The 14,297-nt window shown below is 44.3% G+C and carries 11 protein-coding genes; 6 read left to right on the top strand and 5 right to left on the bottom strand.

Annotated elements, in window-relative coordinates; genetic code table 11:
- Positions 1-289 precede the first annotated feature (289 nt).
- A complete protein-coding gene (locus AB4484_RS18500; RefSeq protein WP_017072931.1) occupies positions 290-697 on the top strand; it encodes a SulA-like leucine-rich domain-containing protein in 408 nt (135 codons plus the stop codon).
- A 311-nt stretch (positions 698-1,008) separates the two neighbouring features.
- Positions 1,009-2,112 carry a phosphoribosylaminoimidazolesuccinocarboxamide synthase gene (locus AB4484_RS18505; RefSeq protein ID WP_017055177.1) on the top strand — a complete coding sequence of 368 codons (1,104 nt, stop codon included), beginning with the start codon at positions 1,009-1,011 and terminating at the stop codon, positions 2,110-2,112.
- 140 nt (positions 2,113-2,252) lie between these two features.
- Here AB4484_RS18505 and AB4484_RS18510 read toward each other — a convergent pair whose 3' ends face one another.
- Together AB4484_RS18510 and AB4484_RS18515 are read right to left on the bottom strand one after the other, a co-directional pair.
- On the bottom strand, positions 2,253-2,630 hold the full coding sequence (locus AB4484_RS18510) for a transporter (protein WP_065677387.1): 378 nt from the start codon (positions 2,628-2,630) through the stop codon (positions 2,253-2,255).
- Between the two features lie 203 nt (positions 2,631-2,833).
- Positions 2,834-5,212, bottom strand: a complete 2,379-nt coding sequence (locus AB4484_RS18515) for a helicase-related protein (protein WP_372079712.1) — start codon at positions 5,210-5,212, stop codon at positions 2,834-2,836.
- A gap of 184 nt (positions 5,213-5,396) precedes the next feature.
- Between AB4484_RS18515 and AB4484_RS18520 the strand changes: the two genes are divergently transcribed.
- The 3 genes from AB4484_RS18520 to AB4484_RS18530 all read left to right on the top strand — a co-directional run bounded on the left by AB4484_RS18520 (position 5,397) and on the right by AB4484_RS18530 (position 9,606).
- The gene (locus AB4484_RS18520; protein WP_048613210.1) at positions 5,397-7,085 is read left to right on the top strand and encodes an NAD-dependent malic enzyme; all 1,689 of its coding nucleotides are present in this window, start codon (positions 5,397-5,399) and stop codon (positions 7,083-7,085) included.
- Between the two features lie 152 nt (positions 7,086-7,237).
- The gene (locus tag AB4484_RS18525; protein ID WP_372079714.1) at positions 7,238-8,038 is read left to right on the top strand and encodes a vancomycin high temperature exclusion protein; all 801 of its coding nucleotides are present in this window, start codon (positions 7,238-7,240) and stop codon (positions 8,036-8,038) included.
- A gap of 197 nt (positions 8,039-8,235) precedes the next feature.
- The gene (locus tag AB4484_RS18530; RefSeq protein ID WP_048607137.1) at positions 8,236-9,606 is read left to right on the top strand and encodes a DASS family sodium-coupled anion symporter; all 1,371 of its coding nucleotides are present in this window, start codon (positions 8,236-8,238) and stop codon (positions 9,604-9,606) included.
- A gap of 249 nt (positions 9,607-9,855) precedes the next feature.
- Here AB4484_RS18530 and AB4484_RS18535 read toward each other — a convergent pair whose 3' ends face one another.
- Both AB4484_RS18535 and AB4484_RS18540 read right to left on the bottom strand, forming a co-directional pair.
- The gene (locus AB4484_RS18535; protein WP_048607138.1) at positions 9,856-10,206 is read right to left on the bottom strand and encodes a GlpM family protein; all 351 of its coding nucleotides are present in this window, start codon (positions 10,204-10,206) and stop codon (positions 9,856-9,858) included.
- A gap of 123 nt (positions 10,207-10,329) precedes the next feature.
- Complete coding sequence (locus tag AB4484_RS18540; RefSeq protein WP_372079716.1) at positions 10,330-11,625, bottom strand: GGDEF domain-containing protein; 1,296 nt, start codon at positions 11,623-11,625, stop codon at positions 10,330-10,332.
- Between the two features lie 304 nt (positions 11,626-11,929).
- Between AB4484_RS18540 and AB4484_RS18545 the strand changes: the two genes are divergently transcribed.
- On the top strand, positions 11,930-12,754 hold the full coding sequence (locus AB4484_RS18545; protein ID WP_017063586.1) for a DUF2797 domain-containing protein: 825 nt from the start codon (positions 11,930-11,932) through the stop codon (positions 12,752-12,754).
- Positions 12,755-12,864: 110 nt separating this feature from the next.
- Here the strand turns inward: AB4484_RS18545 and AB4484_RS18550 are convergent, their stop codons facing one another.
- Positions 12,865-14,115: a sensor domain-containing diguanylate cyclase gene (locus AB4484_RS18550; RefSeq protein WP_048659548.1), complete on the bottom strand. Its 1,251-nt coding sequence runs from the start codon at positions 14,113-14,115 to the stop codon at positions 12,865-12,867.
- Positions 14,116-14,297: the final 182 nt, after the last annotated feature.

Raw genomic sequence — 14,297 nt, forward strand, 5'->3', positions numbered from 1 at the left:
CTTCTCTCTTCTCTCTTCTCTCTTCTCTCTTCTCTCTTCTATACAGGTATATACAGTACTTTTCTGTCAAAACCACTGTATACACCTGTGTAAAGCTCACATTTTTTCAACTTATGAGACAAAACAGCAAATTCATTCAAATTTAATTTATCAAATAATTTCAATGGCTTAATTACATTTCACCCATAATTCCAGACAAAATCGTCCAATAATCCCGCAAAAAACGCTTGATCTTATAAGTAACTAAAACTACTGTATACACATACAGCATGTATATAAGGACAGCAAAATGATTCAAGCACACGTTAAAGCCCAACACTCTAGCCCGCTAGTTCACTGCGCATTTACATCAGTTTCTCGTAAAAGCAAAAATTCAAACGAGGAAGCGTTGTTTGCAAGAATGGCGTTGCTGTCCAATCAACACCAGTGGCTACTTTTTACGGCTCAAACACCAAGACCATCGGCTAAGCAGCTTAAGCAACATAATGTTTGCTGCGACCGTGTTATTCATATGAAAGCCTCTCATCAAATGACTGAAGTAGAAACTGTTGAGAAAGCAATCCGCTCTAAGAATGCAAGCGCGATAGTTGCAAGTTCATCGATTGATCAGTTCAGCCAACAGTACCTAAGAACATTAGGGTTACGCTTTCAATGTGAAGTCTTCTTTATGGATGCAAATTCAGAGCGTATTCACTAGGCTATATTGCTTAATAACATTTTGGCTCAAAAACATGGTCCACAAACTTAGCTTAATCTTTTAGCTAACAAACTTAAGTTAACTTAATAAACAATTCGCCAAAACACAGTCCAAACATACTGCCTTCCCCTGCCCTACAATTCGCCAATTTTTTAGCGGATTGTTAGGCGGGGGTTTTTATTTAAACAATAGATTTAGCAATCGTTTGCTTTTTCTCTGGAAGCAAATAGTAGATTGGGTATAATGCCCGTCTAATCATGTGCACACCGCACTTCTCTGTATGACGTTTGATAAAAGATAGGAATGTCTAAATGAGCCTTGCTGATCAAGTTCTTGCCGTAAATGATGACCTACCAATCCGTACTGATAAACCTGTCCACAGCGGCAAGGTTCGTTCGGTCTACTGGTTAACTGAAGAAGATAGCCAACGACTAATTAAAGAGAAAGGCTACGATGTAGCACCAGATGCGCCTTTAGCAATCATGGTGATCAGTGACCGTATCTCCGCATTTGATTGTATCTGGCGTGGTGAAGGGAATCTTAAAGGTGTTCCAGGTAAGGGAGCGGCTCTGAATGCTATCTCTAACCACTGGTTCAAATTGTTTAAAGACAACGGACTTGCTGACAGTCATATTCTTGATATCCCTCACCCGTTTGTATGGATTGTACAAAAAGCTCGCCCAGTCATGATCGAGGCGATTTGTCGTCAATACATCACAGGTTCAATGTGGCGTGCATACGCAAACGGCGAACGTGAATTCTGTGGTATCGAGATGCCTGAAGGCCTTGAGAAAGACAAGAAGTTGCCTGAGCTACTTATCACGCCTTCAACAAAAGGGATTCTGAAAGGTATTCCTGGCGTTCCAGAAGCTGACGATGTGAACATCACACGTAACAACATCGAAGATAACTTCGCAGCATTCAACTTTACTCAAGCAAGCGACATCGCGCATTACGAAAAACTTCTTAAAGAAGGCTTCAACGTAATCAGCCAAGCGCTAGCAAAAGTAGACCAAACCTTTGTTGATACCAAATTTGAGTTTGGCTACGTCAACGATGCTCAAGGCAAAGAAAAGCTTATCTACATGGATGAAGTGGGCACTCCAGATTCATCTCGCATTTGGGATACTCAGGAATACAACAACGGCAACATCGTTGAGAATTCAAAAGAAGGCTTCCGTCAGTTCTTGCTTAACTACTTCCCTGATGCCGACATTCTTTTGAACAAAGAACGTATGCCAGAACGTGAAGCATTGGCTCGTGACAATGAACTTCCACTGGATTCACTAATGTCTCTGTCTCGCACTTACCTTGATATCGCAGCGAAAATCACAGGTGCGGAGATCGTACTGAGCGAAAATCCGAAGCAAGAGATCATCGATGTACTACGCGCTGACTATGGTCTAATCGACTAGTTGCTTTATTGCTTTATCTCAAAATAGAAAGCTAATAAGCTCGTAGACACAAGTTTTAGATACTAAAAGGGCCTCAATATTGAGGCCCTTTTTACGTGTACGTTTTACTATTCCTGAGAGAGGTTATCGGCGAACTGAAGTTACAGCCTAATCGTGAACTCTTCTCCAGAATTACCCGCAATCACTAAATGACTGCGCGATTCAATATACTCGATCTGATCTTTTTCAAGTGAATATGGCATCACCACTTTAAGCTCATTGATCCCTTCCAGCTTAGCAAGCTTGAGTAAGGTAACAATGTTCGACTCATCACTTTTACGCGTCGACATTGATTTCAATGCCATCTGCCATAAACGATCTTCAGGGCTTGCTAGCTCTTTAATGCTATCTCGCCAGACGGTACTGAACACTGGCGCAATTGTGGTGAGTGCTTCCAGAAAAGTCCATTTTTTACTGCATGAGGCGCCAAGAAATGTTGTGTAATCGAACTCTACACGCGTCTCTTCCTGTTTATCCATGATGTCCCCCGACACTTTGGCAACACAATATACTAAATATCTATCAACTCTTTCTTTATAGCAATAGGATATAGAAGAATAGTCTTTTATGACCTTTTGATTGGTTAAAAAGGCATATAAAAATCAAATTTGTAACAAAATAAGCACTGAAAAATCATATATGCACCTATTTGATTAATATTTTAGAGATAAAACTTATCCATCTATTTGATATCAATTATCCGGCTCGCTTTTTTGTACTGAATACGCCAGCCAGACCATGTCGGTAGCTCCCAACGTTTTGGCGATAACTTTCGACTACCCGACTGATAGTGGACGTAAATCAGCTTTCTTGCGGGCAAGTATTCTACATCGAGTTGCAAGTCGGCAAGGCTCAATGCAAACGGAAATTTTTCCGAAAATTCTGAGTAGAGCCAACTTGGAATGCCATCGAACGGTATGTCTGCATGATCGAACATTTCCAATTCGCTGACATCAGTAACACCTAGTACTTCAAGCTGCTCTATAAACCATAGCTCAAAGTTAATGTTCTCAATTTCTGGTGTGTATTGTGTGTTTTCATCGAGACCAAGTTTCACATACAGCTGCCAGTGTTTGATTTCTTGAGTGCGAGCCTTTGCAAAACCCGGAAGCTGGTCTCCATTTAACACAAGGTCGACGATAGGTTTTAACGATAATTGCCCTTCGGCCGCGACGAGCTTGGTTGTAATCGTGCGGCCTGCGTACACCAACGCCATCTCGGTAAATACGCCATCGTCATTCACGACGGTTTCACCTTGCTCCCACTCTCCTAGTTCAGCATCAATGATAAGCTCAAGAGGAATGGGTGCCGTGACCGTCGCTAAGGTCAGTGTTTGCTTAACGCCTCTTCCCGGCAAGCTGTGAGTATCCAACACCAACATCGCTTGTGCATAATCAGGGAAACGGTTCTGACGACCGAGTACCACTTCTAACGCTCCATTGGCAAACGCTTCTTTCCTTTTAAGTCGACGCACAAACACCAGTTCAGGATGCAGATTCACAATGGTCTTGAACAGTTCAATGCGTTGGAAACGTGACGCGACTTCTAGCTGAGGAAGTTCAAACACCTCCCGCATTTGCTTAGCTAGACTTTGAGCTTCATTCAGTGCCTGTTGGTCGATGTCTAAATGCGGATATTCACGACCACGCACAATCTGAATCAACAGGCTTAAATCACACCCTTCCTTCTCTTGTTGCGCGAGCGCTTCTAGATGTTCTGCATTGTTTGGTAACTGATACAAGCGAGCAGGAACGGACAACGCCGCAGTGAGATCGACCATCGCCTCTTTTAATGCTTTGGTTTTGATTCGAGTAACGATATCGGCATACAAGGCATCAATTGGTAGTGGATACAGCTTTTTGCCATGCTCGGTAACTTGATGGTTGGCGTTAATCGCTTCCATCGTCAGCAAGGTTTGAGTTGCACTGTTTAGTGATTTCTCTGGAATAGGATCAAGGAAAAACAAGCTCTCAAGCGGAGCACCACAACACGCTGCGGCCAGCATAGGTTCGGTCAGCTCTTCACGCTGCAATTCAGGCGGTGTGACTAACTCTAACGCCGCATGTTCTCCATATAGACGCACACAAACGCCATCCATTACCCTACCTGCGCGGCCAGCTCGCTGTTTGGCACTCGCTCGTGATATAGATTTAAGCATCAGTGTGGTTCTGCCATTACGTTGAACGGTGCGTCTCTCTAATCCTGAATCTATCACCACGCCAATGTCAGGAATGGTTAATGAGGTTTCGGCAACGTTGGTCGCAAGGATGACCTTTCTCAAATCATTACCTTCAGTATTGATATTCCGACCCGATAACGCTGAATCTCGCTCTTTATCACTGACCGACGCATGCAATTTAATAACTTGGATATCTGGATTTTTCGCTAAGGCTTGTTCACATTGCACGATCTCTTTTTTACCCGGCAGAAAAACCAACATATCGCCAGAAGAAGCGATCAACTGATGATTCACTTCTTCCGCAATGCGTTGCTCTAGATGTCGGATATCAGGCAGTGTTCTGGATTCGTTCGCTCTGTGCTCAATCTCAACTTGATAAGTTCGTCCTTCACAGCTTATTCGATTGGCATCCAAATACTGAGCAAGGCGCTCACCCTCAATGGTTGCTGATGTAATCACCAAACGATGACTCGCTTTTTGCTTCAGAATCGCCACCAGCAGATCAATGTCCCAGCGCCTCTCATGAAACTCATCCACCACGATCACATCAAAGTTAGCTAATCCATCTTCTGATAACCAACGCAGCGCGATACCGGGTGTCACAAAAACGACGCTAGTTTGCTCGTTGTACTCCGATTCAAGCTTAATCGCGTAGCCCACTTTGTTCCCAAGCTTCTCGCCGGATTGCTGTGCGAGATATTTAGACAATGATGTACACGCGATGCGTCTTGGCTCCACCACTAACACTCGCCCATGTTGAGAGGCCCAAAGTGGCAGGCGCGTTGACTTACCCGATCCAGTTTCCGCCTCTACGACAAGGTGAGAATTAGCGATTTGTTCGTGGAATACATTTTGATAAGCATCGATGGGAAGTAATGACATAAAAAGGGAGCGTCGCGAAAAAGTGTGAGCAAAGTATAACGAATTATCGTGTTGAAATTCGATAAGTGTGGGACAGAGGTAAGAATATCATTTTGTTTGCTCAGATCGCGGAGAAACTATTTACAATTGAATAACTAAACCGTTATCATTTTTCAGTTACCCTTTCTCCCATATTAGGCATCCAATGAACAACGATAAACGCCCTCTATATATCCCTTATGCTGGTCCTGCTCTACTAAGTACACCTCTTCTAAACAAAGGCAGCGCATTCTCTGCTGAAGAGCGCAGTTCTTTCAACCTTGAAGGTTTGTTACCGGAAACAACCGAAACAATCCAAGAGCAAGTAGGACGTGCATACAAACAATATTGTAACTTCGAAAGTGATATGGATAAGCATATCTACCTTCGTAACATCCAAGACACTAATGAAACGCTTTTTTATCGTTTAGTTCAAAACCACATCTCTGAAATGATGCCTATCATTTACACGCCAACGGTTGGCGCAGCATGTGAGAACTTCTCAAATATTTACCGTCGTGGCCGTGGTCTGTTTATCTCATACCCGAACCGCGATCGTATCGATGACCTACTGAATAATGCGACAAACCACAACGTTAAAGTTATCGTGGTTACGGATGGTGAGCGTATTCTTGGTTTGGGAGACCAAGGCATCGGTGGTATGGGTATTCCAATTGGTAAGCTAGCACTTTACACAGCTTGTGGCGGCATCAGCCCAGCTTACATGCTACCAATCGTGCTCGATGTGGGTACTAACAACCCTCAACGTCTTGCTGACCCAATGTACATGGGCTGGCGTCACCCTCGTATTACGGGTGCTGACTACGATGCATTCGTTGAAGAGTTCATCCAAGCGGTTCAACGCCGTTGGCCTGATGCATTAGTTCAGTTCGAAGATTTCGCACAAAAGAACGCAATGCCACTGCTTGAGCGCTACAAAGATCGCATCTGTTGTTTCAACGATGACATCCAAGGCACAGCAGCCGTAACGGTTGGTTCTCTACTTGCAGCATGTAAAGCAGCAAACAGCAAACTGTCAGATCAGCGTATCACCTTCTTAGGTGCGGGTTCTGCAGGTTGTGGTATTGCTGAAGCTATCATTGCTCAAATGGTGTCTGAAGGTATCAGCGATGCACAAGCTCGTTCTCAAGTTTACATGGTTGACCGTTGGGGTCTGCTACAAGAAGGCATGCAAAACCTGCTTGATTTCCAACAGCGTCTGGTTCAAACCAACGAAAACACCAAAGACTGGGAAAGCGACGGCACTGGTTTCTCTCTACTAGACGTTGTTCGCCACGCGAAACCAACCGTATTGGTTGGTGTATCTGGTGCTCCAGGTCTATTCAGCAAAGAAGTCATCAAAGAGATGAACCTACACTGTGAACGCCCTATCGTGTTCCCACTGTCGAACCCAACAAGCCGTGTTGAAGCAACGCCGAACGACATTATACGCTGGACTGATGGCCAAGCACTTGTTGCGACAGGTAGCCCATTTGAGCCAGTCGTTCACAACGGTACCACTTACCCAATCGCTCAGTGTAACAACAGCTACATCTTCCCAGGTATTGGCCTTGGTGTATTGGCTGTGAATGCTTCACGCATCACTGACGAAATGCTAATGGAATCAAGCCGTGCACTTGCAACGTGTTCTCCACTAGCAATCAATGGCACAGGCGCTCTACTTCCACCATTGGAAGAGATCCACACCGTATCTAAGAAGATTGCTCTTGCTGTAGGTAAGAAGGCGATTGAACAGGGCGTTGCTCTAGAGATCACTGAAGATGCACTGCAACAAGCGATTGACCAGCACTTCTGGCAGCCAGTTTACCGTCGCTACAAGCGCACGGCATTCTAAATAAAGAGCGTTAACTACTCTTCTAAGAGCCTCTGCAATTGCAGGGGCTTTTTTCTTTACACTGTCTTGTCTTTTTAACTGATTTTTCTCATTTTTATTTGGTATTATCGAGCACTCAAAAATTAATGCTCAGTGAAAGGACCATACCGAGAGTGAAATTTGATTCTCACATTATCCGTAGCTACATAAAAAAAGCTTACAAAAAACTGCAAGGTTTTCTGTTTGGCGCTTTCCTCGTGTTCTTAGTTGGCAGCGCTGCGGTTATTGCGATCGATTATTGGGTTTCATGGCAAGCGGAAGATCGCATCATCTACGATATTGATGACGTGCCCGAGCTTGAGGTCGCAGTTGTGCTTGGCACGAGCAAATATTTGGGTAGAACACTCAACGACTATTATAAGCACCGAATCGAAGCCGCGATTGAACTCTTCGACCGTGAAAAAGTCGACCAGTTTCTGTTAAGTGGCGATAACGCTCATCGCTCTTACAATGAGCCGTGGACGATGAAACGCGACTTGTTGAAAGCTGGCGTCCCCGATGAACGTATCAATCTAGATTATGCTGGTTTCAGAACCTTAGACTCGATTGTTCGCGCCAAAAAGATATTCGATACTGATAACTTTCTGATCATCACCCAAAAGTTCCACTGTGAAAGAGCACTGTTTATCGCCAATTCTTACGATATTCATGCGCAGTGTTTAGCGGTTTCAGGACCGACTCATCACTCGGGAACCTCAATACGTTTACGTGAAGTGTTTGCACGCACAAAAGCATTCCTTGATCTGTATATTATGGGGACAACGCCAAAGTTCCTTGGACCTAAAGAGCCGATTCAACCCAGTCCAAAACCGGAATCATTTCCGATCCCAAACCCTATGACTGACCCCACTGTAAACCCTGTTGTAGACCCTATAACAAGCCCGATTGCAGACCCAGCAGAGACCGATGTGTAGAAAACTACACATTTTGAATTTGTTGCCTCACACTTCCCCATTGTTAAGCAAAAACACACCAACACTCCTTTATTAACTTGAGTAACATTCTTCCAACAAAGTCTGACCCTACATCAAGCTATATACCTCGAAAATAATAAGCACAACTCAATGAAGTCGTGCACCAGTACAACGAGGATAAACAAAAGGAGCGTCTTATGACGGCACTTGTTACTACACTGAAACACTGGTTGTTTACCCGCAACAGCATGATATTAATTGGTAATTTCACGCTATTTGCAGTTTTGCTCAATACCCTGCCATTCGAAGCGCAAGTGAATACAGGTTTAAGTATTCTCGTGTTCGTTGCCATTCTATGGTTAACAGAAGCTATTCACGTCAGCATCACCGCTTTGCTCGTTCCCCTATTGGCTGTCTTGTTTGGTGTATTCAACACGCCCGCAGCGCTGGCTAACTTTTCAAACCCAATCATCTTCTTGTTCATGGGTGGCTTCGCATTAGCAGCCGCACTGAACAAACAAGAGCTAGACAAAGCAATTGCTGACAAAGTACTGCTGATAGCAAAAGGCAGAATGTCGGTCGCTGTGTTCATGTTGTTCGGTGTGAGTGCGGGTCTATCCATGTGGATCTCAAACACGGCCACCACTGCAATGATGCTTCCTCTTGTTCTTGGCATCATGAACAAAGTCGACCAAAGTGAAGACCGCAACACCTACGTGTTCGTGCTACTGGGTATCGCTTACTGTGCTTCAATCGGCGGCATCGCAACCTTGGTTGGTAGCCCACCAAACGCAATTGCGGCGGCAGAAGTTGGCTTGAGCTTCACAGAGTGGATGGCACTTGGCCTGCCTATCTCAATGATCTTACTGCCAATCGCGATGATTATTCTTTACGTGATGACTAAACCAAAGCTTGACCACAAATTCGAGCTAGACCACGCTCCCGTTGAGTGGACAAACAGCAAGAAAATCACACTGTCTATCTTCCTTTTAACCGTAACGCTTTGGATATTCGGTAAACCAATCAACGCAATGATTGGCGGATTCTCTAAATTTGATAGCTTAGTAGCGATTGGTGCGATTGTACTGCTTGGTGCTTCTAGAGCGGTAGAATGGAAAGACGTTGAGAAGACAACGGACTGGGGTGTACTTATCCTGTTCGGTGGCGGTATCTGTTTAAGTAACATTCTGAAAGCGACAGGAACCAGCGTATTCCTAGCACACTCACTAAGCGGATTTTTAGAAACAGCAGGCGTACTGCTTACGATTCTAGCCGTGGTAGCGTTTGTGGTATTCCTAACGGAATTTGCAAGTAACACAGCAAGTGCAGCATTGTTAGTACCAGTATTCGCAACCATTGCTGAAGCGCTGGGTATGTCTCCGGTAATCTTGTCTGCACTGATTGCGGTTGCTGCATCTTGTGCCTTCATGCTGCCAGTAGCGACACCACCTAACGCAATTGTATTTGGCTCGGGTCACATCAAGCAGAAAGAGATGATGCGAATCGGTATGGTGTTGAACCTAGTTTGTATCCTAGTTCTGACTCTGTTCGCTTGGATCTTCTGGTAAACACTAACGTCCTATAAGCGCATGCTTACAGGAATGCTCCCCTAAACTGGTTGAACTTCCCCCGGTTCAACCAATACAAAAATGCCCGTTCAGCGTAAGCAAGCACTGAACGGGCACATAAAAACAAGAAACGCTTTTCCCTTTTGGTGGCCCCGCGTCACCTTTTTTGTTTTTGGCTATTGGCTATTGGCTATTGGCTATTGGCTATTGGCTAAAATAAACAACTCATAGCACTTCAGAACAACAGCATTAAATTGCGCTTGGTACCAAACGCGTCCAACCTAGCAACAGCATAGAAGCACACAATACCCAAACTAAGGTCGCTAACGAGAGCGTCGATACCAAGTTATAGCGATAACTGAACACGTACACTGCGCCAAGATAAGCGGCGTACGGCACAAGCGAAAACAGACCAAACAGCGCTGTGGTGCGCAACTCGACCATGGTTTGTTCCGTGCCAACTATGTAGTGAGCAATCAGAGCAAAGGTCGGAAACAGCGGCACTAAACCAGAGATGTAAAAACTCTTACTCTTCGACAATAGTGCAATCAACAAAACCGCCGCGGCACCCAGCAGACATTTAAAGAACAATGAGATCATTTTTATACGTTATCCAAGCAAACCAACAAAGGCTCTAGAGGGTAAACTCATCGAGCAGCCATAAAAACGCCACACGTCACATGTGCACGTGTGGCTTATAAACTCATCAAAACAATTTTCAGATTAGTGACTCAAGATCACCTGATTTCGACCTGAATGCTTTGCTTGATATAAAGCTTCGTCCGCGCGAGCAATGGTCTCTGTCACCCGCTCTTGCTTCATCTCGGCAATACCAATACTGCATGTAAGTGGGTCGCCATGAACCCAGAGGTGTTGGCTGACTAAAAGTCGGATTTTCTCGGCCTTTCTTTGTGCTTCGCCAAGATCAGTCTCAGGGCAAAAAACAATGAACTCTTCACCGCCCCAGCGCACCAATTTATCTGTCGCGCTGATCGAACTGCCCACAACCATGCTGAACTCACGTAAAATATGGTCACCCATTTGGTGTCCGTACTTGTCATTCACGCTCTTGAAGTAGTCGATATCGAGATACAACATACCCAACTTGCCATGTCCTTGCTTCACCTGTTGTGACTGCATTTTCAACCAATCACGAATCGCGTGGCGGTTTAGTATTCCGGTTAATTCATCACGGTGAGCCTTTTCAGAAAACTCAAAATTTTGCTCTCTCAATGCTCGGTTGACGTTCTTTAGATGGTTGTGTCTCTTTTCAACAATCACCATGCGCTTCCTAGAACGGTGCAATTCTGAAATCAAGAACACGGTGCCCGTCCCCACCCAGATAAACAGCAAAATTAAGAACAAGCTCTCGCCAGTGATATAAGAGCCTTCAAACTCAATGCTACGGATAACGATTCTATGATGGCCAAGCTTCGCCCCGGACGCAGTAGCAAACTCAACCATATTCACGTTCGAATATTCAGGCGCGGAGTGCTCTAACGCAATATCGTTATCCGCTAACCACCATGTCATTACTTGCAGGTTTTTGATCGGAATCTCAATCACACCGCCATCGACTCCTGGAGAAAACTCCATCCCGTTGTATTTATGCGTGTACTCGTCATCAGGAACCGAATAAGCAGGATTATAATTACGCAGGTAAGTTCGCAAACGACCGCTAGAATCGGCCTCCGCATGGTAATCAATATTGACTCTAAAGGTGTGATATTGGGAAAGATCAAGACCCGCGGTGATGTCTCGGTTGATACGAATCGATAGGCCGCAATAAGGCCACGGATACTCAGACTTTTTAAGCTCACAGTCGAGAATATACTGGCCATTTTGATAAGATAATTGGGACGTACTGACTCCTCTATCTACTTGATCGCTGGTCGCGATAAACTCATATTTATCAGGGGTAATTGCCGTTATCACACGATTTCCGCTCACACGGTAATACTGGACAATCGCCAGCGTCGTGATAACTAAAAAGATGACTATTTTATGGATCCACTTCACGTCTAAGCTTCCGGCTTAAGGTCCCTATAGTTGGGATTTCACGATAGAAAATAAGTTAGGTAAATTAGTGATCTTAATGCCAATAATTTACTAAAAAACGTTATATCACGCCTGAACAAAATGTCATACCATAATTTTGAGCGAGTGTTTGCTCATCAATTATCCATCGCAATAATCAAGTAATATTGCGTATAAAAACAGGCCCTATTTGTTATACTCATCGCATAATCATCGTTAACCGTATCGCCTGTTCACAAGGCGAGCGAGTGGACGAAATAATAATCAAAATACAACGAGTAATGTCATGTCTTTATTAGCAAAAGGTACACTCAAGAAGATGAGTGCTTCCCTTGATGGTGCGGTTACTTACCGTTTACCTGTAGGTGAAGAGTTTGTAGAACTAAACCCTCTGATTGGTAAAACCATCAACCTCACCCATACCGGCAATATTTTTTGTTGTTCGTGTGGTAAGAAAACCAAGAAAAGCTACTCTCAAGGCCACTGTTTTGTGTGCATGAAAAAGCTAGCAAGCTGCGACATGTGCATCATGAAGCCAGAGACTTGCCACTACGATGAAGGCACTTGTCGTGAGCCTCAATGGGGTGAAGAGAACTGCATGGTTGATCACTTCGTTTACCTATCGAACACATCAAGCCTAAAGGTGGGTATCACTCGTCACACTCAAATCCCTACCCGTTGGATTGACCAAGGCGCGACTCAAGGTTTGCCTATCTTGAAGGTAAAAACACGTCAGATTTCTGGCCTGATCGAAGTAGAGTTGGCAAAGCACATTGCTGACAAAACCAACTGGCGCACGCTGCTAAAAGGCGACGGCGACGATATGGAGTTGGTAGAAAAAGCCAAAGAACTGTTGCCATTGGTTGAGGATAAAATCCAAGAGATCAGAGCTAAGTTTGGTGACGATGCTATCGAGATTCTGAGCGAAAACATCACTTCATTGAGCTACCCAGTTGAGCAGCACCCTGTGAAGATTGTATCGCACAACTTTGATAAGAACCCTGAAGTGACCGGTGTACTTCAAGGTATTAAAGGTCAATACCTAATCCTAGATACTGGTGTGATTAACATCCGTAAATTTGGTTCTTACGAAGTTGAGGTTTCTGCTTAATCAGCTGAGCGCCATCACAAGTGAGATACAAAAATGCCCTGACGCTTTAGCTTCAGGGCATCTTTCATTTCAGATGAGACGATCAGCTTTAATAAAGCAACGTACAAATACTAGAGCGCAACCACATCTCCGTCGACACAATTCTTGCCATTGGCTTTCGCGCGATAGAGAGACTGATCGGTTAAATTCACGAGTGCGTCAATAGTGACACCGTCTTCACAAGCTCGACTATCACTGATTCCGATACTGACACTCGAATTAAATCGAACCTGTTCATCAATTTTGAACTCAACGTGATGGAACTGTTGGCGAATCTCTTCTGACACCTCGTATGCTAGTTCAAGAGACGCATTTGGGATAAAGATAATGAACTCTTCACCACCCCAACGGCCTGCGACTCCACCCACTCTATCGGCATTGCGCTTGGCAATATTAGCCAAAGCACAAATGACCTCATCACCGACCATATGACCGTAAGTGTCATTAATCGACTTAAAATCATCGATATCCAACAACATACACACAAGGTAATTTTCAGAGATAATATGCTCTCTTAGCCATTCATAAATAGCCCTACGATTGAGCAAATCCGTCATTTCATCGTAATTAGCTTGGTGAACCAACTGCTTTTCCAACATCACCTTTTGCGTCACATCTTCGAGCACAACCTGAACCGCAGGCTGACCTTTCCACGTAATCGCATTGTCGTAAATATTGAAAAATCGATGCACACCGTCAAACCCAATGTTTTCGACCACAGTGCTCGTTCCAGACAACTCACCAGACATAAGCGCATGATAGTGCTTATTGATGCCATCAGTGTTCTGCTTGGGTACCAACTCAAGGATCGAATCCAGCGCTAATACTTGCTCTATGGACGATCCACCTTGTAATTTGACCCACGATTGATTGACCATCAAAGGTTTAAAATCTCGGTGAACCAAGATTCCCTGCCCTGATTGCATGATCATGTCGTGATACATCTTATCTTGCTCACGCACCGCATTTTGCAGCTGAATCGCAGGGGAAAGATCGATAACCGTGACTTGCAGTGCAGGCCTTCCCTGCCACTCCGTCACATGGTCGATAGAAAACACGGTGAACTCTCTGCCGTTACGATCAACATTGGTATAGGTATGAACCTGAGGGTCGCGTTGACCACTCACCGTTTCAAGGTAATTTTGATAGGCTAGAACATGGTAATCTTCTGAGATTAAATCTAGAAAGCTATCGATATTAGAAAGTAGTTCTTCGGGCGATTGGTATCCGTAGATGCGAGCATAGTTAGCATCAACACTAACTACATTCATATCTTGAATAGTTATCACACCGTACGTGGATTCGAAATTTATTGAAGACATTGCCAACTCCGCACTCTAGCTACACTTCATAAACTGGAGCATAACAACACATCCTGCCAACGCTTCCACAGAATCTTTCACGCGTTAGGGACATTAATATGGTATCTAGTATATCGTACTGTTGCGGGCTTCTCTACAATTCAATCACTAACACGAGTTATCAAAAGTAGACAAGCATCTCA

Source organism: Vibrio sp. 10N.261.46.A3, from assembly GCF_041472995.1.
Classification (GTDB): Bacteria; Pseudomonadota; Gammaproteobacteria; order Enterobacterales; family Vibrionaceae; genus Vibrio; species Vibrio coralliirubri.